The organism is Cupriavidus sp. OV096, assembly GCF_900115455.1.
GTDB lineage: Bacteria > Pseudomonadota > Gammaproteobacteria > Burkholderiales > Burkholderiaceae > Cupriavidus.
Map to the genome: position 1 here is coordinate 275,862 of NZ_FOWM01000002.1, position 20,364 is coordinate 296,225.

Below are 20,364 nucleotides of genomic sequence, written 5' to 3' on the forward strand. Positions count from 1 at the left end.
ACACAGAATCCGCAAAAGACCATGACCCAACAAGCCCAACAATCCCAACAGACCTCCGCCCAGACCGTCGCCACGATTTCTGCCGACGCCCTGCGCCAGTCCGCCCGCAACCTGCAAGCCGCCGCCGAGCGTGATGAAAACGCCGCATGGCGGGTCGATGACGTCGCCGCGCTGTTCGCGCTGCCGTTCAACGACCTGCTGTTCCGCGCGCAGCAGGTGCATCGGGAACACTTCGACGCCAACACGGTGCAGCTTTCCACGCTGCTGTCGATCAAGACCGGCGGCTGCGAGGAGGATTGCGGCTACTGCCCGCAGAGCGCGCACCACGACGCCGGCGTGAAGGCCGAGAAGCTGATGGAACTGGACGCCGTGCTGGAGGCCGCCCGCAACGCCAAGGCCAACGGCGCCACCCGCTTCTGCATGGGCGCCGCCTGGCGCAGCCCGAAGGACCGCCATCTGGAGCCGGTGATCGACATGGTGCGCGAGGTCAAGGCGATGGGCCTGGAGACCTGCGTGACGCTGGGCATGCTCAAGGCCGAGCAGGCGCAGCGCCTGGCTGACGCCGGCCTGGACTACTACAACCACAACCTCGATACCTCGCCCGAGTTCTACGGCAAGATCATCGGCACGCGCACCTACCAGGACCGCCTGGACACCATCGGCCACGTGCGCGGCGCCGGCATCAACGTCTGCTGCGGCGGCATCGTCGGCATGGGCGAGGCACGCGAGGCGCGCGCCGGCCTGATCGCCCAGCTCGCCAACCTGGACCCGTACCCCGAGTCGGTCCCCATCAACAACCTGGTGCAGGTGGAGGGCACGCCGCTGGCGGGCACCGAAGCGCTGGACCCGTTCGAGTTCGTTCGCACGATTGCCGTGGCACGCATCACCATGCCGCGCGCGATGGTGCGCCTGTCCGCCGGCCGCGAGGCCATGGACGAAGCGTTGCAGGCGCTGTGCTTCATGGCCGGCGCCAATTCGATTTTCTATGGCGAAAAGCTGCTGACCACCGGCAACCCGCAGGCCGAGCGCGACCGCGCGCTGCTGGCCCGGCTCGACATCCGCGCGGAAGGCTACGCGGGATGACGGCCCTGCCGTGAGGTAAGCAACTGGCCGCCCCCCGGATAACAAGGGAAACAAAGGAGGAGCCATGTTCAACAAGATCCTGATCGCCAACCGTGGCGAGATTGCCTGCCGTGTGGCGGCCACGTGCCGCCGGCTGGGCATTCGCACGGTGGCCGTCTACTCCGATGCGGACGCGAACGCGCGCCATGTGGCGTTCTGCGACGAAGCCGTGCATATCGGCGGCCCGGCCGCGCGCGACAGCTACCTGCGCGCGGACCACATCATCGAGATGGCGAAGGAGACCGGCGCCCAGGCCATCCACCCGGGCTACGGCTTCCTGTCCGAGAACGAGGCGTTCGCGCAGGCGTGCGCCGCCGAAGGGCTGGTCTTCATCGGCCCGCCGGCCTCGGCCATCCACGCCATGGGCAGCAAGAGCGCGGCCAAGCAGCTGATGGAAAGCGCGTCCGTGCCGCTGGTGCCCGGCTACCACGGCGAGGATCAGGACCCGGCGCTGCTGCGCCGCGAGGCGGACCGCATCGGCTACCCGGTGCTGATCAAGGCCAGCGCGGGCGGCGGCGGCAAGGGCATGCGCGTGGTGGAGGCGGGCGAGGGCTTCGAGGCCGCGCTGGCCTCGGTCAAGCGCGAGGCATCGGCCAGCTTCGGCGACGACAAGGTGCTGGTCGAGAAATACCTGACCCGCCCGCGCCATATCGAGATCCAGGTTTTTGCCGACACCCACGGCAACTGCGTCTACCTGTTCGAGCGCGACTGCTCGGTGCAGCGGCGCCATCAGAAGGTGCTGGAGGAGGCCCCCGCGCCCGGCATGACCGAGGAACGGCGCCGCGCGATGGGCGAGGCGGCGGTGGCGGCGGCCAAGGCCGTGGGCTACGTCGGCGCCGGCACGGTCGAGTTCATCGCCAATCAGGACGGCTCGTTCTACTTCATGGAGATGAACACCCGCCTCCAGGTGGAGCATCCGGTCACGGAGATGATTACCGGCCAGGATCTGGTGGAGTGGCAGTTGCGCGTGGCGGCCGGCGAGCCGCTGCCGCTGACGCAGGAGCAGCTCCGCATCGACGGCCACGCGCTGGAAGCGCGCATCTACGCCGAGAACCCCGACAACCAGTTCCTGCCGTCCACGGGCACGCTGCGCTTCCTGCGTACGCCGCCGGCGGTGCAGTTCATGCTTGGCGGGGACTCCCACGGCCCGGCAGGCGTGCGGATCGATGCCGGCGTGCGCGAGGGCGACACCATCAGCCCGTTCTATGACCCGATGATCGCCAAGCTGATCGTCTGGGGCCCCAACCGCGACGCGGCGCTGGCGCGCATGGAGCAGGCGCTGGCCGGCTACCACGTGGTGGGGCTGCAAACCAACGTCGCCTTCCTGCAGCGGCTGGTCAAATCCGAGGCGTTCCGCACGGCAGACCTCGACACCGGCCTGATCGAACGCAACCAGGCGGTGCTGTTCCCGCCGCCCAAGGCGGCCGGCATGGAGGCCATCGCGCTGGCCGTGGCTGCGCTGCTCGAGCGCGAGACCCGCACGCGCCGCATCGACGAGGCCGACCGGCACTCGCCGTGGACCCACGCCGGCCCGTGGCGCCTGAACGGCCGGGAGTCCCGTACGCTGTACTTCTCGCATCGCGGCAACAAGGTGGAAGTGGTGCTGCGCGCCGACCCGCGCCGCAGCACGCTGATCTATGCCGATCAGGCGGCGCCGTTCGCCTACGTGTTCAAGGCCGACGACATCCGCGTGGACCTGGGCACCCGCCGCACCCACGGCCAGGTGCACGTGGAGGGCGACATGTTCCACGTCTTCACCGCCGGCCGGCACACGGAACTGGCGTGGCTGGACCCGCTGGGCCACGCCGGCGAGGCCGAGAGCGAGGGCGGCAAGCTCACCGCCCCGATGCCGGGCAAGGTCATCGCCGTGATGGTGACGCCCGGCAGCACCGTCACGCGCGGCACCCCGCTGCTGGTGATGGAAGCCATGAAGATGGAACACACCATCAGCGCCCCCGCCGACGGCGTGGTCAGCGAGGTGCTCTACGGCGTGGGCGAGCAGGTAGCGGAAGGCGCGCAACTGCTGGCGTTCGCGGTGGCGGAGCCAACGGCTGCCTGACGGTTTGCTCCCTTCTCCCAGAGGGAGAGGGGAGCAAAGCAGGGTCTGCCGTGCCAAAATGCCCCCACAACACCCCCGAAAAGAACTGGAGTCGAGATGAAGTTGCAGTTGTACGTGCCGGATGGCCGCTATGAACCCTGGATCGAAGGCTTTGCCGAGGCGCTGCCCGAGGCGCAATGCCTGAAGTGGGAGGAAAGCCAGGGCGAGGCCGCCGACTACGCCGTGGTCTGGCGTCCGCCCGTGGCCATGCTGCGTGGCCGCCAGGACCTGCGCGCCGTGTTCAACCTCGGTGCCGGCGTGGACGGCATCCTGCGCCTGCGCGACGAAGACCCCGACGCGCTGCCGGCCGGCGTGCCCATCGTGCGCCTCGATGACGCCGGCATGGCCGCCCAGATGGCCGAATACGTCACCGCCGCCGTGCTGCGCTACTTCCGCAAGCTCGACGCCTACGACGCCCAGGAACGCGCCGGCACGTGGAAATTCCTCAAGCCCCATCGCCGCGCCGACTTCACCATCGGCGTGATGGGCATCGGCACGCTGGGCGCCCACATCGCCCGCACGCTGGCCGGCTTCGGTTTCCCGGTGCGCGGCTGGAGCCGCTCGGCCAAGGCCGTGGAAGGCGTGGAGTCGTTCCATGGCGAGGACGGCCAGCGCGCCTTCCTCGACGGCCTGCGCGTGCTGGTGAACGTGCTGCCGCTGACCACCGAGACCGAGGACATCATCGACACCGGCCTGCTCTACCGCCTGGCCCGTGGCGCCTATGTGATCAACGTGGCGCGCGGCCCGCACCTGGTGGAAGACGACCTGCTGGCCGCCGTGCGCGAAGGGCAGATCGCCGGCGCCACGCTGGACGTATTCCGCACCGAGCCGCTGCCGGCCGACCATCCGTTCTGGCAGGAGTCGCGCATCACCATCACGCCGCATATCTCGGCGCTGACGCTGCGCGAGGACAGCATCGCCCAGATCGCCGGCAAGATCCGCGCGCTGGCCGAAGGCAAGCCGATTGCCGGCGTGGTGGACCTGCATCGCGGCTACTGAGCCGGGCCGGCACGTCCAGACAAGGAACCGAGGAGACAGCCATGACCATGCCCCAGTACGTGAAGATCGTCGAAGTGGGCCCGCGCGACGGGCTCCAGAACGAAAAAGCGATGGTGCCCGCCGACGTCAAGGTGACGCTGATCAACCAGCTCACCGACGCGGGCTTCGTCAATATCGAGGCCGCGTCGTTCGTCTCGCCCAAGTGGGTGCCGCAGATGGCGGACGGCGCCGAGGTCATGGCGCGCATCCAGCGCCGTCCCGGCACGCTGTATTCGGCCCTGACGCCGAACTTGCGCGGCTTCGAGGGCGCCGTGGCGGCCGGGGCCGACGAGGTGGTGATCTTCGGCGCGGCCAGCGAGGCGTTCTCGCAGAAGAACATCAACTGCTCGATCGCCGAGTCGATCGCCCGCTTCGAGCCGGTGGCGGCCGCCGCCAAGGAAGCCGGCGTGCGGCTGCGCGGCAGCATCTCCTGCACGCTGGGCTGCCCCTACCAGGGCGAGGTGTCCGTCCACGACGTGGTGGACGTGGTGCGCCGCATGCGCGACCTGGGCTGCGACGAGATCGACATCGCCGATACCATCGGCGTCGGCACGCCCGCGCGGGTGCAGGAAGTGATGCGCGCGGCGTCGATGGAGTTTGCGATCGACCGGCTCTCGGGTCATTTCCACGATACCTACGGGCAGGCGCTGTCCAACATCCTGGCCAGCCTGGAAGTGGGCATCGGCATCTTCCACGCGTCCGTGGCGGGGCTGGGCGGCTGCCCGTACGCCAAGGGCGCCACCGGCAACGTGGCCACCGAGGACGTGCTCTACATGCTCCACGGCATGGGGCTGCATACCGGCATCGACCTGGAGGCGGTGGTGCGCACCGGCGACTACATCTCGCAGGCCATCGGCCGCCCGAACAACTCGCGCGTGGGCCGCGCCCTGCTGACCAAGTGGGCGGCGGCGGACGACGCGGCGGTCTGCACCTGAGCTGCCCCCTATATAGATAGATAAGGAGAATCCACCCATGAGCGCGTCCCCCGCATCCAACGAGCCGAACGAACTCGGCGAATTGCCCGACGCCGCGCAGCGCGTGGCCGACCTGCTCGCCGGCATCGGCCATGACCGCCCGGTGGTGATGCTGCCGGCCACCGGCAAGACCTCGGCCGAAGCCGCCGCCGGGCTCGGTTGCAGCGTGGCGGAGATCGCCAAGTCGATCATTTTCCGGCGCGTGGCGGACGACGCCCCGGTGCTCGTCATCGCCAGCGGCAGCAACCGCGTGGACGAGGCCAAGGTGGCCGCCCGCGTGGGCCCGCTGGGCAAGGCCGATGCGAAGTTCGTGCGCGAGAAGACCGGCTATGCGATTGGCGGCGTCTGCCCCATCGGCCACGCCGTGCCGCCCGTGATGCTGCTCGACCAGGACCTGTTCCGCTACGAGAGCCTGTGGGCCGCCGCCGGCCATCCGCACGCGGTGTTCAACCTCACGCCGCACCAGCTCCAGGCCATGACCGGCGCCGAAGTTGCCGACGTGGCGGCGCAGGTGGCGCCGGTGGCTAACTGACCCGCGCGATGTCCGCCGTGCTCCCGCCCGCCGCGCGCCGCCTGCAAGCCGACCTCACGCGCGGCGCCGCAGCCGCGTTGGGGACGTCGCCGGTGGCGTCCCCGTGCCGCAACGTCTGCAAGATGGACCCGGTGACCGGCTATTGCGAAGGCTGCCTGCGCACCATCGAGGAAATCGCCGGCTGGTCCCAGGCCGATGATGCCGAGCGCCGGCGCGTCTGGGCGCTGCTGCCTGCGCGCGTGGCGTGGCTGGGCGGAGACGGGGCATGAACGCGCCGCTTTCCTTTTCCGCCTCTTTGCCGCCGTCCGTCCGCGTGTTCGAGCGCGGCTGGCTGTCGGCCAACAACGTGCTGCTGGTCGATGACGAGACTGGCGACACGGCGCTCGTCGATACCGGCTACCTGACCCACGCCGCCCAGACCGAGGCGCTGGTCGCATCGGCGCTCGATGGCCGGCCCCTGCGGCAGGTCATCAACACTCATCTCCATTCGGACCATTGCGGCGGCAACGCCGCGCTGCAGGCGCGCTGGCAGCCACGCACGTCGATCCCGGCCGCGGAGGCGGCGGCGGTGTCCGCATGGAATGACGACGCCCTGAGCTTCGTGGCCACCGGCCAGCAGTGCCAGCGCTTCACCTTCGACGCGCTGCTGCACGACGGCGACCACCTGCGCCTGGGCGGGCTCGACTGGCACGTGGTGGCCGCGCCGGGCCACGACCCGCACGCAGTCATGCTGTTCGCCCCCGGGCCGCGCATCCTGATCTCGGGCGACGCGCTCTGGGAAAACGGCTTCGGCGTGATCTTTCCCGAACTCGACGGCGAAAGCGGCTTCGCGGAGCAGGCCGCCGTGCTGGCGCGCATCGCCGAACTCGACGCCCGCCTCGTCATCCCCGGCCATGGCCGCGTGTTCGGCGATGTGTCCGAGGCGGTGGCGCGCGCGCAGGGCCGGCTGGCCCACCTGCGCGGCGACCCGCTGCGCAACGCCAGCCACGCGGTAAAGGTGCTGGTGAAGTTCAAGCTGCTGGAGCAGCAGTCGATGTCGCGCACCGCGCTGCTGGCGTGGATGCACGGCACGCCGCTGATGCAGCGCATCCACGCGCGCTTCATGGCCGAGACGCCGTTCGAGACGGTCTTCGCCCAGTCCCTGCGCGGGCTGGCGGCGGTGGGCGCGCTGGCGCTGGACGGCGAGACCGTCCACAACCGCGACTGAGGCGCCGGGCCATGATGCCGCCGCTGCGGGGCAAGGACTTCATGCTGCGGCCGTTCCGTGCGGCCGATGTGCTGCCGTTCGCGGCGGCGGTGCGGGAGTCGATGGCCACCGTCGGCGCCTGGATGCCGTGGGCGCGGCATGACTACAACACGCTGGACGCCCAGGAGTGGTTCGCGCGCTGCGACGCCAATATGGCGGATGGCTCCGCGTTCGACATCGGCGTGTTCTCGCCCGATGGCCGGGAGCTTTACGGCGGCGTGGCGATCAACCAGATCCGGCCGGAGGACAACCTCGGCAACCTGGGCTACTGGATTCGGGAGAGCCGCCAGCGGCAGGGGCTGGCGGCGGGCGCGGCAACGATGATGGCCTGCCATGGCTTCCACGGGCTCGGCCTGACCCGCATCGAGATCGTGGCGGCCGAGGCCAACGTGGCGAGCCGCGCCGTGGCGGTGAAGATCGGCGCCACGCTTGAGTGCATCGCCCGCAACCGGCTGATCCTGCGCGGCAGGCCGGTTGCGGCGGCGGTGTACTCGCTGGTGCCGGAGTGGTTCTCGGGGGGCTGACCCTTAGAACGACGTCCGCATGCCGATCTTGACACTGCGGCCCGGCAGCGGGGCGATGTCGCGCAGGATCGACGTGGCGCTGCGGGCTTCCTCGTTGGTGAGGTTGTCGCCGCGCACGTAGAACAGCGTCTGCACGCCCGATACCTTGAGCTTGTACGTCAGCGCCACGCCCAGCGTGGTGTACGCGTCGGTGGGCGTGTCGCCGCTCGGCACGCGGCTCTGGCGCGCGTTCCAGTTCACGTCCATGCGCGCGCCCCACGGGCCGGCGCCGTAGACCAGCGCGCCGCCCAGCCGCAGCGGGGACAGGCGCGGCAGGGCCTCGCCGGTGTTGCGGTTCTCGCCGTGGACGTAGTCGGCGCGGGCTTCGAAGTCCAGCGTGTCGCTGGTCGTCAGCATCTTCTGCAGCAGCCGCGTCTTGCCTTCGGCCTCGAAGCCATACAGCGTGGCCGGCACGCCGAGGTATTGCAGCTCCGGCAGCGCGCCGTCACTGCCGGCGGCCACCACATTGCCTTCCGCGTCGCGGAAGCTGCCCGAATTCACCAGCGCCAGGTAGTTCTGGAATCGGCTGTAGTAGCCCGAGAGCGAGCCGCTATGCGCGCCCTGCTTGAAGCGCACGCCCAGGTCCAGCGAGGTGGCGCGCTCCTTGTTCGCGTTGGGGTCGCCTACCTCGTAAGAGCCGGTGGCCAGGTGGGGGCCGTTGGCGTACAGCTCGTAGAACGTGGGCGCGCGCTCGGTGTAGGACAGGTTCGTGGTCACCGACCACACCGGGTCCAGCTTCCACAGCAGCCCGGCCGAAGCGCTGCCCGCGTTGAAGCTGCGGTTCGCATCGGTAAAGCGGTCGTTGCCGTTGGCGCTGGCCTTGACGCTGCTGTGATCCAGCCGGCCGCCGAGGTTCAGCTTCAGGTCGCCCGAGGCCACCAGCGGCATTTCCTCGAACACGAAGATGGCGGCGTTGTCCGTGGCGGTGCTCGGCACGAACGCCTCCTCGCCCAGCGCGGAGAAGTTGGTGTGGCCGAACTGCGTGCCGATCACCCCGGTCATGTTGCCGATCTTGCCGTGCGTGGCTTCCAGGCGGGCGTCCCAGCCGTGGTTCTTGAAGATCGTGCCGGTCTCGCCGTCCTCGATCTCGCGGTGTTCGTAGTCGGTGTAGCTGAACTTGCCCTTCACCGCCTCGATAAAGCCGCCGGTGTTGTTCGACAAATTGCGCGCCTCGCCCTCCACCGCGTAGCGGTCCTGGCGCATCTTGATGCGCGCGTCGGCTTCGGCCGGGGTGCCGTAGTCGTTGCGATAGGTCGAGAAGTTGGCGCCGACGAAGCCGTCGCTCCAGGTGTAGGCGCCGCCCATCGCGCCGCCTTCCTGGTGCGCGTTGGTGTTCGGGATCTTGCCGTAGGCCTCGCTCTCGCCCTCGGGCAGCGGCTGGGTGGCGCGCAGGTTGCCGCTGCGTGCGTAGCCGGGGATCTTCAGGTCGCTGGTCTGGCGCACGAAGGCGTCGGCGTGCACGGCGAACTGGCCATTGCCGGCCTCGATCAGGCCGCTGGCGTTGCGGCCCTTGTCGCCGCCGATGGTGCCGCTCACGTCCGCCGCGCCGCTCACGCCGGTAATCGGGTCGCGCGGGATGCGGTTATCGATCACATTCACCACGCCGCCGATGGCGCTGCCGCCGTACATCAGCGCGGCCGGGCCGCGTACCACTTCGATCTTCTCGGCCACCAGCGGGTCGATGGGCACCGCGTGGTCATAGGAGAGCGTGGAGGCGTCCAGCGTGGAACCGCCGTTCTGGAGCACCTTGATACGGTCGCCATCGAGCCCCCGGATGATCGGCCGGCTCGAGTTCGGGCCGAAATAGGTCGAGGTCACACCGGGCAGGCTGTTCAGCGTCTCGCCGAGTGTGCTGGCCTGGCGCACGGCCAAGGCGTCCCCGCCGAGCGAGGAGACCGGCGCGACCATGTCGTTGAGGTCGCTGCCGAGCGGATTGGCAGTGACCACCACTTCCTTGAGGGTTTGCGGGGCGGCCTGAGGGGCAACCGGAGTCGCGGCTTCCTGAGCCGAGGCGCCAGCGGTGAAGCCGGCGGTGACGAGAAAGGCGGCAACGGCCGCCAGCGGGGTGCGGCGCACCGCCGAGGAGAAATGAATAGGGGAGGACATGGCTCGCGATTCGAATTCGATGACGAAGCGCGGGCGGCGGTTCACACCGCAGCCGCGCGATCAGGCGAAGACGGGCGAGGCAGGCGGGGCGCGAGAGTGGAAGGGCCGGGCGGCGGGCAGGTCGGGCCAACGCCAGGCGAGGCTGGCCGGCTTGACTGGCTTGCCGAAGACCAGCACCGGCAGGTCGACGCTGCCGTGGTGGCTGTCAGCCAGCGTCGCGCCATCGAACAGCACGCACGAGTGCAGGCCGAGCTTGAGCGCGAAGGTGTCGGTATGGGTGTCGGTGCTGTCAGTGGCGGCTTCAGCCGTCACCGGGGCCGTCATGCCCGGCAGGCCGCCGTGCATCACGCGGTGGATCAGGCCCGCGTGCTGGGCCAGCAGCAGGCACAGCACGAGGCACAGCGCGGTCCAGAGGCCGGGGCCGTGGGCGCGCCAGCGGGCCATCCGGCCGCCGATGCGGTCGGCGAGAAAGGTGGCTTCAGTGCGCATGGCCGCAATCGCACGCGTCATCGCCATGATCGTGGTCATGGTCATGCGCGTGGTCATGATCGTGATCGTCACCGAAGGCGTCGCCCCAGTCGGGGAACGGGTCGGGGTAGGCCGCCCATGCTTCGGGGCCCGCCGCGAGTTCGGCGTCGGTCAGCAGGCAGGTGTCCAGCCGGGCTTCTAGCCCCGGAGCGTCGAGGTTCTCGCCGATCAGCACGAGTTCCTGGCGGCGGTCGCCGTACTCGGCGGGCAGGCCGTCATCGACCATATCGGCCTCGATGCCGGCGCGCGAGGCGGCGTCAGCCGGCCATTCCTCGGCGTCGATCGCGGCCCACCAGGCGCCGGCGGCACCGGGGCGGCACACGCCGCCTGCCTGATGCCAGTCGCCGGCAATGTCCATGCGGCTGGCCAGCCAGAAGATGCCCCGGGAGCGCAGCACGTCGCCATGCTCGCGCATCCATTCGGTATGAATCAGGTCCGCGAAACGCTGCGGATGGAACGGGCGGCGCCGGCGGTACAGCAGGGCCCCCATGCCAGCGGCGGCCGGCACCGGCTCGCCCTGCAGCGCCACCTGCCAGCCGGCGGCATTCGGGGTGGCGTCCGGGTCGAAACGGCCCGTCCCGAGCACGCGCCCGGCCGGCACCTTGCCGTGGCTTGCATCGACGAGGTCCGCGCGCGGGTTCAGCGCGTGCAGCACCGCGTGCAGGCGGCCGAGCTGGCCGGCATCGACCAGGTCGATCTTGTTGATGACGATGACGTCGGCGACTTCGATCTGGTCGATCAGCACGTCCACGACGGTACGGTCGTCGTCGTCATGGGCGGCCAGTCCGCGCTCGGACAGGAAATGGGCGTCGTGATAGTCGCGCAGGAAGCGCTCGGCATCGACCACCGTCACCAGGGTGTCCAGGTGCGCCACGCCTGCCGGGGCGTCGCCGTGGGCGTCCTCGAAGGCGAAGCCCTCGGCAATGCCGAGCGGCTCTTCGGTGGCCTGGGCTTCCACCACCACGTAGTCGTGCTGGCCGGCCTGCGCCAGCCGGTCTACCTCGGCCAGCAGGTCGCCCTGGCTCGCGGCCACGGCCACGCGCGTGCCGCCCTGCGCGAGCAGGTGTTGCAGCACGGTGGTCTTGCCGGCGCCGGAGAAGCCGGACAGTACGGTGACGGGCAGACGAGGAGCCATGGAACGGGCGATTTCGGCGATGGGCGCGCCAAAGCGGCGCGCAAGGTGTTATTGCAACAAGGTTGCGACTGTAGCAGAAAGCCGCGCCGGACGACAGCCCGGCCACGTGGGTAGGTGTCCTGCCAATGGTAGTGCCGTGGCCGCCGTGAGACAAACCGCCCGGCACCGGCGCGTCATCAATGTGTCACCAAACAAAACGGCCCGGATGACCGGGCCGTGTCTGTCGGAGCGGGGCGGGAGATCAGTCCCCGAACAGCTTCTGGCGCAGTTCGCGGCGCTGCTGGGCTTCCAGCGACAGCGTGGCCGTGGGGCGGGCCAGCAGGCGCGGCACGCCGATCGGCTCGCCGGTTTCCTCGCACCAGCCGTAGTCGCCGGACTCGATGCGCTGCAGCGACTGCTCCACCTTCTTCAGCAGCTTGCGCTCGCGGTCGCGGGTGCGCAGTTCGAGGGCGTGTTCTTCCTCGATGGTGGCGCGGTCGGCCGGGTCCGGCACGATCACCGTCTCGCGCAGGTGTTCCGTGGTCTGGTCCGCATTCTTGAGGATTTCGTCGCGAAGCTGCTCAAGGCGATTCTTGAAGAAGGCCAGTTGCGCCTCGTTCATGTAATCCTTGTCGCTCATCTTCAGGATTTCAGCTTCAGTCAGAAGTTTGTTGCTGCTCATGGTTGCTGCTGATTCTCTTGTTGATGCGACCGGCGGCGTCTTGGTCCGCTCGGGTGCAGTGGCCGCCCGCTTGCGCGGTGCGGTCGGTTCACTCTGGCTGGCTGCAGTCTTGCTGCTTCGCGTGCCTCCCTTGGCCTCGCCCGCATCGGCGTGCGCCGTACTGCCGCGGGGAGCTGGCGCTGCCTTCACTGCTGGCTGCGCGTCTGGCGTCTCCGCCGCAGCGGTGCCTGTCTTGCTGCGGCTTTCTTTGGTCTTCGTTGCGGCTGTCATGGGGACACCTCTCTCTACGCGTCGACGAGTGACGGCGCTGTTGCCAAGGTACCCCAAGCGGAGGGCGGTCTCCGCATGAAGCACTGCGACCGCGCCTGCCGGCGGCCCGCCTCATGCTGACGACGACCGCCGCCCTGCCAATACCGGCGCCGCTCAAACGTGCGTCGCCCGTATCAAATCCGGCCTATTGTACTTGAACAAGTTTTTCGTAGATATGGGAGAAAGCCGGACAAGAGACAGGAGTTTTCCCGGTACCCCGCCCAAAGGAGGGGAAGGGTGGGCGGAAAACCGGTCCGGCGGCAACCGCCACAGGATGCGGCGGTTGCTTCACATCGGGTGGGAGGGGCTCAGGCCAGGCAGGCAGCCAGTCCCTTGAGGATGGCATCGCGCGGCAGGTCCACGCCGATGAAGACCATCTTGGTGCCCGGGGTCTCGTCTTCCCACTTGGCGCCGATGTCGCTGCCCATCAGCTGGTGCACGCCCTGGAACACCACCTTGCGGTCCACGCCTTCCATATAGAGCACGCCCTTGTAGCGCAGCAGCTTCTCGCCATAGACCGACAGGATGCCCGACAGGAATTCCTCGAGCTTGCCGTAGTGGAACGGCTTGTCGCTGCGGAAGACGAACGAGGCGATGTGGTCCGTGTGGTGGTGATGGTGGTGGTGATCGTGCACGCCATGCCCGTGACCGTGGTCGTGGTCATCGTGGTCGTGGCCGCAGTGCTCGTCGTGCACGTGGCCATGATCGTGGTCATGGTCGTGCTCATCGTGCTCATGGGCCTCGGCGCGCAGGAAATCGGGGTCGATCTCGAGCTTCTCGTTCAGGTTGAAGCCGCGCAGGTCGAAAATCGTGTCGATCGGGGTCTCGCCGAAGTTGGCGGTGCGGATCGGCGCGCGCGGGTTCATGTGCAGCAGGCGATGGCGCAGGTCGGCCACCTCGGCCTCGGGCACCAGGTCGGACTTGGTGATGAAGATGGCGTCGGCAAAGCCCACCTGGCGCTGTGCTTCCTCCTGCTTGTCCAGCTGGAGGTTGCCGTGCTTGGCGTCCACCAGCGTGATCACGGCGTCCAGCAGGTAGCGCGCGGCGATTTCCTCGTCCATGAAGAAGGTCTGCGCCACCGGGCCCGGGTTGGCCACGCCGGTGGTCTCGATCACCACGCGGTCGAAATCGAGCTTGCCTTCGTCGCGCTGGGTGATCAGGTCGGACAGCGCCTGCACCAGGTCGCCCCGGATCGTGCAGCAGATGCAGCCGTTGCTCATCTGGACGATCTGCTCGCGGCCGTCCTGCACCAGGATCTCGTTGTCGATGTTCTCCTCGCCGAACTCGTTCTCGATGACGGCGATCTTCATGCCGTGCTGCTCGGTGAGGATGCGCTTGAGCAGCGTGGTCTTGCCGCTGCCGAGGAAGCCCGTCAGGATCGTGACCGGGATCAGTTTGGACATGTCTTGGAACTCCGGGAAAGGTTTGCGGCGCCTAGTGGGCGTCGCCGGCGCCGCGCGTGCGGCCGCATTCGGCGCACACGCCGTTGACGGTCAGCTCCACGTGCTCGACGGCAAAGCCGCGCGGCACCTTGGGCGCTACCGACGGCGCGGGCACGCCGGCCGCCTCGAGGCAGAACGTGCGGTCGCAGCGGGTGCAGTGGAAATGGCTGTGCTGGCGATGGACTTCGGCGCGCGCGGCCTCGTGCTCCACCAGCGTGAAGCGGAACACGCGGTCATGGCCCGCGCGCTTCTGCGCCAGCCCCTGCTCGACCAGCCAGTCGAGCACGCGGTAGACCGTGACGCGGTCCACGTCGCCATCGGCCGGCAGGCGGTCGATCACGGCCTGGTGCGTGAGCGGGTCCTCGGCGTCGATCAGGCAGGCGAGGATGGCCACGCGCGGCTGCGTCACGCGCGCGCCAAGCTGGCGCAGGCGCGCCTGCGCAGCGTCCAGCGTGGCGTCGGGGAGCGGCCCGGCTGCCTGGGCGGCCGGATGCGGGATGGTGCGTGTCATGCGGGCCATTTAACCATAGCGCCCGGGTCGATGCAATTCAGTTGCGTAAGCGGCTGCGCGGCACAAGCGCGGCGCAAGCGTGGCGAATCCGCCGAAAACGCCGCTTTCTCGCGGGTTAGCCCCTATACCTCGCTAATCTTTCAGGTTGCTAACATCCACCTCCGGCTCCGCCTGTCAGCGGGGTCAGTTGCTGTTCGCTTCCCATACATTGAGCCGATGGTCACCGCGTGTTTCCAATATGGACCGCGACCGGCGGCGCCGCCTCCCGGGCGGCCCGGCCGGCGGCAAGGGGTGTAAAGAGGAGGAGGCAAGGCGGATGGTGAGAACGGGAAAAGCAGGGTATCCAGGAGAGACAGTAATGAAACGAGTTGCAATGCATTTCGCGGCCGCGCTGGCTGTTGCCGGCGTGGGCGTTTTCACGGGGGCGCAGGCTCAGGAATATCCGGGCAACAAGCCGGTCCAGGCCGTGGTGCCGTTCGCGGCTGGCGGCCCGACCGACAAGGTGGCGCGCGAGCTGACCATGGTCATGTCCAAGCACCTGGGCACCACCATCGTGATCGAGAACCTCGGCGGTGCCGGCGGCACCATCGGTGCCAAGAAGGTGGCCCAGTCCAAGGGCGATGGCTACACCATCCTGATCCACCACATCGGCATGTCCACGGCACCGGCGCTGTACCGGAACCTGGGCTTCGACCCGCTGAAGGACTTCGAGATGGTCGGTGAAGTGGCCGACGTGCCGATGGTGCTGGTCGGCAACAAGCAACTGCCGCCGGCTACCTTCAAGGACCTGCTGCCGTACATCAAGGCCAATGCCAGCAAGCTGTCGATGGCCAACGCCGGCATCGGCTCGGCCTCGCACCTGTGCGGCCTGCTGTTCCAGAGCGCGATCCAGACCGAGCTGACCACCGTGCCGTACAAGGGCACGGCGCCGGCGCTGACGGACATCCTGGGCGGCCAGGTCAACCTGATGTGCGACCAGACCACCAACATCGCCGGCCAGCTGAAGGCTGGCGCGCTGAAGCCGTACGCGGCCATGCAGTCGCGCCGCGTGGAGGCGTTCAAGGACATCCCGACCGCGGCCGAGCAGGGCCTGCCGGGCGTGGAAGTGAAGATCTGGCACGCCATGTACGCGCCGAAGGGCACGCCGAAGCCGGTGATCGACAAGCTCTCCGCCGCGCTGCAGAAGGCCGTGGCTGACCCGACGTTCCGCGCCAAGATGGCGGAACTCGGCGCCGAGGCCGTGCCGGCCCAGCGCGCCACGCCGGAGTCGCTGCGCACGTTCCTGACGGCGGAAATCAACAAGTGGACGCCGGTAATCAAGAAGGCCGGGGTGTACGCGGACTAAGCACGGACTAACCCCCGCGCCAGCCCGGAAGGCAGAAGGCCACGCAGCGATGCGTGGCCTTTTTGTTTTGGCGCCCGCCCGGCGCCTTCTATATTGTGGGGATTGCCCGTGGCGGGCGCCTGTGATGCGTGCGGCTCTTGAAAGCGCGCTGCGTGTCGCCACCTACCCCCTGACACACTCCACAGATCACAGAAGGACCACGAAGGCACCATGGAACAGTATCACGGCACTACCATCGTCAGCGTCCGACGCGGCAACCAGGTTGCGCTCGGCGGTGACGGCCAGGTCACTCTCGGCAATATCGTGATGAAGGGTACGGCGCGCAAGGTGCGCCGCATCTACAACGGCAAGGTGCTGGTCGGGTTTGCCGGCAGCACGGCCGACGCCTTCTCGCTGCTCGACCGCTTCGAGGCCAAGCTCGAGAAGTACCAGGGCAACCTGACCCGCGCCGCGGTGGACCTGGCCAAGGACTGGCGCTCGGACCGCGCGCTGCGCCGGCTCGAGGCCATGCTGATCACGGCCGACCGCGACACCACGCTGGTCATTACCGGCAACGGCGACGTGCTGGACCCCGAGGGCGGCATCGCGGCCATCGGCTCGGGCGGTGCGTACGCGCAGTCGGCGGCCAAGGCGCTGATCGAGAACACCGAACTGGCTCCCCAGGACGTGGTCGAGAAGGCGCTGACCATCGCCGGCGAGCTCTGCATCTACACGAACACGAACTTCGTCATCGAGACGCTGGAATAAGCGTCGCCCGCTGGCGCTGCACCGCACCGCACTGAACCCCCGGATACCATGTCGCAAACCATGACCCCGTCGGAAATTGTTTCCGAACTCGACAAGCACATCATCGGCCAGAACAAGGCCAAGAAGGCCGTGGCCGTGGCGCTGCGCAACCGCTGGCGCCGCCAGCAGGTGGAAGACCCGCTGCGCCAGGAAATCACCCCGAAGAACATCCTGATGATCGGGCCCACCGGCGTGGGCAAGACCGAGATCGCGCGCCGGCTGGCCAAGCTGGCCGATGCGCCGTTCATCAAGATCGAGGCCACCAAGTTCACCGAAGTGGGCTACGTGGGCCGCGACGTGGACACCATCGTGCGCGACCTGGCCGAGATGGCCATCAAGCAGACGCGCGAATCGGAAATGAAGAAGGTGCGCACCAAGGCCGAGGACGCCGCCGAGGACCGCATGCTGGACGTGCTGCTGCCGCCGCCGCGCGACATCGGCTTCGCCCAGACCGAGGACAAGGACTCGAACACGCGCCAGGCCTTCCGCAAGAAGCTGCGCGAGGGCCAGCTCGATGACAAGGATATCGAGCTGGAAGTGGCCGCCGGCCAGCCGAGCATGGACATCATGGGCCCGCCGGGCATGGAGGACATGACCGAGCAGATCCGCACGATGTTCGCCGGGCTGGGCCAGGGCAAGAAGCATCGCCGCAAGATGAAGGTCAAGGAAGCGTTCAAGCTGCTGATCGACGAAGAGGCCGCCAAGCTCGTCAACGAGGAGGAGCTGAAGCACAAGGCCATCGCCAACGTCGAGCAGAACGGCATCGTGTTCCTGGACGAGATCGACAAGATCGCCAGCCGCAGCGATGTGGGCGGCGGCGAGGTGTCGCGCCAGGGCGTGCAGCGCGACCTGCTGCCGCTGGTGGAAGGCACCACGGTGAACACCAAGTACGGGATGATCAAGACCGACCACATCCTGTTCATCGCCTCGGGCGCGTTCCACCTGAGCAAGCCGAGCGACCTGATTCCCGAACTGCAGGGCCGTTTCCCGATCCGCGTGGAACTGGAGTCGCTGTCCGTGCAGGACTTCGAGGCCATCCTCACCCAGACCGACGCCAGCCTGACCAAGCAGTACCAGGCGCTGCTGAAGACGGAAGAGGTGGACCTGCAGTTCGCGCAGGACGGCATCCGCCGGCTGGCCGAGATCGCGTTCTCGGTGAACGAGAAGGTCGAGAACATCGGCGCGCGCCGGCTGTACACGGTGATGGAGCGGCTGCTGGAAGACCTGTCGTTCCACGCCACCCGCTCCTCCGGCGAGACGGTGACCATCGACGGCAAGTATGTCGATGAGCGCCTGGCCGACCTGGCCGGCAACGAGGACCTGTCGCGCTACGTGCTGTAAGCCGCCCCGGCGGATTTGAAGGAACAACGAGCCAGACCGATGTCTGGCTCGTTTTGTTTTGGGGTCTTGACCGGCATGTGTCAGCGGCCCGCGCGGATGCCTCCCGCCAGTAACGACCGTAAGCATTGGTAAGCATGCTGGCGCCGGACCTCGTCGAAATGCGACCCTTGCGCACCTTGCTGGTCGATGGACCGGAGCGGGAGCCACCGCATTTCACTTCAAACACCTGCCGGGAGTCTGCCTATGTCGCGCCAACCTTCGCGCACGCTTTTTTTCAAACGCAACCAGGTGCGCAAGCGCCGCGTTGCCATCGCCACCGCGAGCGTGGTGGCGAGCATCACCGCCGCCACCGTCTTCCTGTGCGTCCGGCCCGCCGTGACCCCGGCCGCCGCCGCCGCGCTGCCGATCCCGGCTTCGGCCTCGGTCCACGCGGACCAGCCCGAGCGGCAGGCCGCGCACGGTGGCCAGGCTGCCGCCACGGCGCTGGCCATCGCCTCGGGCGAGCTGGTCACCCTGGCCGACCGCCACGCCAATGACGCCGTGCGCATGGCCGGCGTGGACCATGAATCGTCCGCCGATGATCTTGGCTGGGACTACGTCCAGCTTCGTCTGTAAGTTATTTCGCGTCGCCCGACGCGCCTAGCGCGACTATCGCGACACCGGCCGCTTGCCGAGCTTGCGCTGCAAGGTGCGCCGATGCATGTTCAGCGCCCGTGCCGTGGCCGAGATATTGCCGCCGTGCTCGGTGAGCACGCGCTGGATATGCTCCCATTCGAGTCGCGCCACCGATAGCGGCGTCGGCTCCTCCAGCGCCGCCTCGGCCGCCTCTTCCGAAATCCCCGCCATCAGTGCCGTCAGGATCGAATCGACATTGGCCGGCTTGGCCAGGTATTCGTCCGCCCCCTGCTTGACCGCCGCCACGGCTGTGGCAATGCTCGCGTAGCCGGTCAGCACGAGGATGCGCGCGTCCGGCAGCGCGGCGCGCAGCGGCGCCACCAGATGCAGGCCCGATTCCGCCTGCGCCGTGCCGCTGGCCTCGGCGGGCGGCCCCAGATGCAGATCCAGCGTGACGTAGGCAAACGGCGTGCGCGCGGCCAGCGCCAGCGCCGCGCTGCCGTGGTGGGCCACCTGCACCGCATAGCCGCGCCGCGTCAGCGCCCGCGCGAGCGTGCCCGAGAAGACCTCGTCGTCATCGATCACCAGGAAGGGCGTTGCGTCGGTGGGCGCGGAGGCGTCTGTCATCACGGTTGGAAGTCGGAGGAAGTGAGGTTGAGCGGGGTGGCGCCGGCCAGCGGCAGGCGCAGCACGGCCACGGTGCCACCGCCGCGGTGGTCCTGCCAGGACAGGCTGCCGCCAAGCTGGCGCGCGGCGCTTTGCGCGAGGTAGAGGCCGATGCCCTGGCCGCCGTGCGTGCTGGCGACGGGCGCCTCGCCCAGTTGCGCGCGCAGCGCCGGGGGGATGCCGCCGCCGTGGTCGGTGACGGCGAAGCGCAGCGCGTGGCCATCGCCGGTGATATCCAGCCGCAGCGGCGGCGTCTGGCGCATCGCATGGCCCATGGCCTGCTGGCTGCGCGCGGCGTTGTCCAGCAGGATGGTCAGGATCTGGCTCACACGCGCGGCGTCCACGGGGTGGGTAGCCGCGTCCGGCGCCAGCGTCGATTGCAGGCTGGCCTGCGGATGACGCAATTGCCAGCGTTCGACGAACGGCGCGAGCCAGGTGTCGAGCGGCTGCGGCGCCAGCGGTTCGCGGTCCGCGCGCAGGCGGGCCAGGATCGAGCGGCACAGGTCCAGCTGCTGCTCCATCGTGCGGAAATCGGGGAGGTAGTCGGCGAGTGGCGTGTTCGCACGCGCTGCGTCGGAGGCATCCCCACGCAACTCGCCGGCGATCACCGCCAGCGTGGCCAGCGGCGTGCCGATCTCATGCGCGACAGCCGCCGCCTGATCGTTCAGCGCCTCGGCACGCGACTCCCGCAACAGTTGCTCGCGGGCGAGATTCAACTGGGCATCGCGCTGGCGCAGCACGCCCGACAGCCGCGCCACGAAGAAGGCGATCATCACCGCGCTGGCCACGAAGTTCAGCCACATGCCGGCCAGGTGGTAGTTCACCGCGTTGTCCGGGTTGTGCAGGTGCAGCGGCACGTATTCGAGCAGCAGCAGCGAATAGCACGCCAGCGCATAGAGCGCGAGCGCCGAGACGAAGCGCCACGGCAGGATGGCCGATGCGATGGCCAGCCCGGGCAGGTAGAACGAGACGAACGGATTGGTGGCGCCGCCGGTGTAGAACAGGATGGCCGACAGCGCGGTCAGGTCCACGATCATCTGGGCCATCAGCTCGGCGTCCGACGGCACCGTGTTCTGCTGCCCGTGCCAGTGCAGGCGGACCACCGTCAGCACATTGAAGATGGCTTGCGCGGCGAACAGGTAAAGCAGCGGCTTGTAGGGCAGGTGGATGCCGGCCACCGACTCGCACGACACCAGCAGCAGCGCCTGCCCCGCCAGCAGCGCCCAGCGCAGCCAGCACAGGCGGCGCAGGCTCACCAGGCCGTGGCGCTGGGGCGCCCCGCCCGGCATGGCTGGGGCGGGAGCCGGCGCGACGGAGGCAGCGGGAGTCGGCGGTGCGGTAAGGGG

The 20,364-nt window shown here is 68.7% G+C and carries 20 protein-coding genes; 12 read left to right on the forward strand and 8 right to left on the reverse strand.

The genetic code is table 11. The features are described 5' to 3' along the window. Positions 1 to 21: 21 nt before the first annotated feature. The 8 genes from bioB to BM115_RS05255 all read left to right on the forward strand — a co-directional run bounded on the left by bioB (position 22) and on the right by BM115_RS05255 (position 7,534). Complete coding sequence (bioB, locus tag BM115_RS05220) at positions 22 to 1,083, forward strand: biotin synthase BioB (protein ID WP_092291355.1); 1,062 nt, start codon at positions 22 to 24, stop codon at positions 1,081 to 1,083. Positions 1,084 to 1,147: 64 nt separating this feature from the next. Further along, a complete protein-coding gene (locus BM115_RS05225) occupies positions 1,148 to 3,181 on the forward strand; it encodes an acetyl/propionyl/methylcrotonyl-CoA carboxylase subunit alpha (RefSeq protein WP_092291357.1) in 2,034 nt (677 codons plus the stop codon). A 96-nt stretch (positions 3,182 to 3,277) separates the two neighbouring features. Beyond that, a complete protein-coding gene (locus BM115_RS05230) occupies positions 3,278 to 4,219 on the forward strand; it encodes a 2-hydroxyacid dehydrogenase (RefSeq protein WP_092291359.1) in 942 nt (313 codons plus the stop codon). Between the two features lie 41 nt (positions 4,220 to 4,260). Beyond that, positions 4,261 to 5,193, forward strand: a complete 933-nt coding sequence (locus BM115_RS05235) for a hydroxymethylglutaryl-CoA lyase (protein WP_092291361.1) — start codon at positions 4,261 to 4,263, stop codon at positions 5,191 to 5,193. Positions 5,194 to 5,230: 37 nt separating this feature from the next. Beyond that, positions 5,231 to 5,764, forward strand: coding sequence for a YbaK/EbsC family protein (locus BM115_RS05240; protein WP_092291363.1), 534 nt, complete (start codon positions 5,231 to 5,233; stop codon positions 5,762 to 5,764). A gap of 8 nt (positions 5,765 to 5,772) precedes the next feature. After that, positions 5,773 to 6,033, forward strand: a complete 261-nt coding sequence (locus BM115_RS05245) for a DUF1289 domain-containing protein (RefSeq protein ID WP_092291365.1) — start codon at positions 5,773 to 5,775, stop codon at positions 6,031 to 6,033. Continuing rightward, positions 6,030 to 6,971: an MBL fold metallo-hydrolase gene (locus tag BM115_RS05250; protein ID WP_092291367.1), complete on the forward strand. Its 942-nt coding sequence runs from the start codon at positions 6,030 to 6,032 to the stop codon at positions 6,969 to 6,971. Before BM115_RS05245 ends, BM115_RS05250 begins: the two co-directional genes overlap by 4 nt. A gap of 14 nt (positions 6,972 to 6,985) precedes the next feature. Next, the gene (locus BM115_RS05255) at positions 6,986 to 7,534 is read left to right on the forward strand and encodes a GNAT family N-acetyltransferase (RefSeq protein ID WP_092292093.1); all 549 of its coding nucleotides are present in this window, start codon (positions 6,986 to 6,988) and stop codon (positions 7,532 to 7,534) included. A gap of 3 nt (positions 7,535 to 7,537) precedes the next feature. Here the strand turns inward: BM115_RS05255 and BM115_RS05260 are convergent, their stop codons facing one another. The 6 genes from BM115_RS05260 to BM115_RS05285 all read right to left on the reverse strand — a co-directional run bounded on the left by BM115_RS05260 (position 7,538) and on the right by BM115_RS05285 (position 14,265). After that, entirely contained in the window at positions 7,538 to 9,679 is a 2,142-nt protein-coding gene (locus BM115_RS05260; protein ID WP_092292095.1) for a TonB-dependent receptor, read from the reverse strand. 60 nt (positions 9,680 to 9,739) lie between these two features. Further along, positions 9,740 to 10,225: a hypothetical protein gene (locus tag BM115_RS05265; RefSeq protein WP_255370704.1), complete on the reverse strand. Its 486-nt coding sequence runs from the start codon at positions 10,223 to 10,225 to the stop codon at positions 9,740 to 9,742. Further along, positions 10,158 to 11,342, reverse strand: coding sequence for a GTP-binding protein (locus tag BM115_RS05270; RefSeq protein ID WP_092291369.1), 1,185 nt, complete (start codon positions 11,340 to 11,342; stop codon positions 10,158 to 10,160). The genes BM115_RS05265 and BM115_RS05270 overlap by 68 nt, the downstream gene beginning before the upstream one ends. Before the next feature lie 241 nt (positions 11,343 to 11,583). Beyond that, positions 11,584 to 12,003 carry an RNA polymerase-binding protein DksA gene (gene dksA, locus BM115_RS05275; protein ID WP_008642844.1) on the reverse strand — a complete coding sequence of 140 codons (420 nt, stop codon included), beginning with the start codon at positions 12,001 to 12,003 and terminating at the stop codon, positions 11,584 to 11,586. Between the two features lie 617 nt (positions 12,004 to 12,620). After that, the gene (locus tag BM115_RS05280; protein ID WP_092291371.1) at positions 12,621 to 13,715 is read right to left on the reverse strand and encodes a CobW family GTP-binding protein; all 1,095 of its coding nucleotides are present in this window, start codon (positions 13,713 to 13,715) and stop codon (positions 12,621 to 12,623) included. A gap of 31 nt (positions 13,716 to 13,746) precedes the next feature. Continuing rightward, positions 13,747 to 14,265 carry a Fur family transcriptional regulator gene (locus BM115_RS05285; protein ID WP_092292099.1) on the reverse strand — a complete coding sequence of 173 codons (519 nt, stop codon included), beginning with the start codon at positions 14,263 to 14,265 and terminating at the stop codon, positions 13,747 to 13,749. A 358-nt stretch (positions 14,266 to 14,623) separates the two neighbouring features. Between BM115_RS05285 and BM115_RS05290 the strand changes: the two genes are divergently transcribed. From BM115_RS05290 to BM115_RS05305, 4 genes are all read left to right on the forward strand, one after another. Next, positions 14,624 to 15,610, forward strand: coding sequence for a tripartite tricarboxylate transporter substrate-binding protein (locus BM115_RS05290; protein WP_092291373.1), 987 nt, complete (start codon positions 14,624 to 14,626; stop codon positions 15,608 to 15,610). A 210-nt stretch (positions 15,611 to 15,820) separates the two neighbouring features. Further along, positions 15,821 to 16,357 (forward strand): ATP-dependent protease subunit HslV, encoded by a 537-nt coding sequence (hslV, locus tag BM115_RS05295; protein ID WP_092291375.1) that lies wholly within the window; start codon positions 15,821 to 15,823, stop codon positions 16,355 to 16,357. Positions 16,358 to 16,405: 48 nt separating this feature from the next. Further along, entirely contained in the window at positions 16,406 to 17,737 is a 1,332-nt protein-coding gene (gene hslU, locus BM115_RS05300; protein WP_092291377.1) for an ATP-dependent protease ATPase subunit HslU, read from the forward strand. Positions 17,738 to 17,980: 243 nt separating this feature from the next. Next, positions 17,981 to 18,352, forward strand: a complete 372-nt coding sequence (locus BM115_RS05305; protein ID WP_092291379.1) for a hypothetical protein — start codon at positions 17,981 to 17,983, stop codon at positions 18,350 to 18,352. Between the two features lie 33 nt (positions 18,353 to 18,385). Here BM115_RS05305 and BM115_RS05310 read toward each other — a convergent pair whose 3' ends face one another. Together BM115_RS05310 and BM115_RS05315 are read right to left on the reverse strand one after the other, a co-directional pair. Next, positions 18,386 to 18,979 carry a response regulator transcription factor gene (locus tag BM115_RS05310; RefSeq protein ID WP_092291381.1) on the reverse strand — a complete coding sequence of 198 codons (594 nt, stop codon included), beginning with the start codon at positions 18,977 to 18,979 and terminating at the stop codon, positions 18,386 to 18,388. Further along, positions 18,979 to 20,307: an ATP-binding protein gene (locus tag BM115_RS05315; RefSeq protein WP_255370705.1), complete on the reverse strand. Its 1,329-nt coding sequence runs from the start codon at positions 20,305 to 20,307 to the stop codon at positions 18,979 to 18,981. The genes BM115_RS05310 and BM115_RS05315 overlap by 1 nt, the downstream gene beginning before the upstream one ends. Positions 20,308 to 20,364 lie beyond the last annotated feature (57 nt).

Excerpts from the sequence above, each read along its gene's own strand:
- BM115_RS05225 (WP_092291357.1), top strand. The coding sequence starts at position 1,148 with ATGTTCAACAAGATCCTGATCGCCAACCGTGGCGAGATTGCCTGCCGT.
- BM115_RS05270 (WP_092291369.1), bottom strand. The coding sequence starts at position 11,342 with ATGGCTCCTCGTCTGCCCGTCACCGTACTGTCCGGCTTCTCCGGCGCC.
- BM115_RS05315 (WP_255370705.1), bottom strand. The coding sequence starts at position 20,307 with ATGCCGGGCGGGGCGCCCCAGCGCCACGGCCTGGTGAGCCTGCGCCGC.
- BM115_RS05255 (WP_092292093.1), top strand. The coding sequence starts at position 6,986 with ATGCCGCCGCTGCGGGGCAAGGACTTCATGCTGCGGCCGTTCCGTGCG.
- BM115_RS05310 (WP_092291381.1), bottom strand. The coding sequence starts at position 18,979 with ATGACAGACGCCTCCGCGCCCACCGACGCAACGCCCTTCCTGGTGATC.
- BM115_RS05235 (WP_092291361.1), top strand. The coding sequence starts at position 4,261 with ATGACCATGCCCCAGTACGTGAAGATCGTCGAAGTGGGCCCGCGCGAC.
- BM115_RS05290 (WP_092291373.1), top strand. The coding sequence starts at position 14,624 with ATGAAACGAGTTGCAATGCATTTCGCGGCCGCGCTGGCTGTTGCCGGC.
- BM115_RS05245 (WP_092291365.1), top strand. The coding sequence starts at position 5,773 with ATGTCCGCCGTGCTCCCGCCCGCCGCGCGCCGCCTGCAAGCCGACCTC.
- hslV (WP_092291375.1), top strand. The coding sequence starts at position 15,821 with ATGGAACAGTATCACGGCACTACCATCGTCAGCGTCCGACGCGGCAAC.
- dksA (WP_008642844.1), bottom strand. The coding sequence starts at position 12,003 with ATGAGCAGCAACAAACTTCTGACTGAAGCTGAAATCCTGAAGATGAGC.
- BM115_RS05285 (WP_092292099.1), bottom strand. The coding sequence starts at position 14,265 with ATGACACGCACCATCCCGCATCCGGCCGCCCAGGCAGCCGGGCCGCTC.
- BM115_RS05250 (WP_092291367.1), top strand. The coding sequence starts at position 6,030 with ATGAACGCGCCGCTTTCCTTTTCCGCCTCTTTGCCGCCGTCCGTCCGC.
- BM115_RS05230 (WP_092291359.1), top strand. The coding sequence starts at position 3,278 with ATGAAGTTGCAGTTGTACGTGCCGGATGGCCGCTATGAACCCTGGATC.
- bioB (WP_092291355.1), top strand. The coding sequence starts at position 22 with ATGACCCAACAAGCCCAACAATCCCAACAGACCTCCGCCCAGACCGTC.
- BM115_RS05280 (WP_092291371.1), bottom strand. The coding sequence starts at position 13,715 with ATGTCCAAACTGATCCCGGTCACGATCCTGACGGGCTTCCTCGGCAGC.
- BM115_RS05305 (WP_092291379.1), top strand. The coding sequence starts at position 17,981 with ATGTCGCGCCAACCTTCGCGCACGCTTTTTTTCAAACGCAACCAGGTG.
- BM115_RS05260 (WP_092292095.1), bottom strand. The coding sequence starts at position 9,679 with ATGTCCTCCCCTATTCATTTCTCCTCGGCGGTGCGCCGCACCCCGCTG.
- hslU (WP_092291377.1), top strand. The coding sequence starts at position 16,406 with ATGTCGCAAACCATGACCCCGTCGGAAATTGTTTCCGAACTCGACAAG.
- BM115_RS05240 (WP_092291363.1), top strand. The coding sequence starts at position 5,231 with ATGAGCGCGTCCCCCGCATCCAACGAGCCGAACGAACTCGGCGAATTG.
- BM115_RS05265 (WP_255370704.1), bottom strand. The coding sequence starts at position 10,225 with ATGACCACGCGCATGACCATGACCACGATCATGGCGATGACGCGTGCG.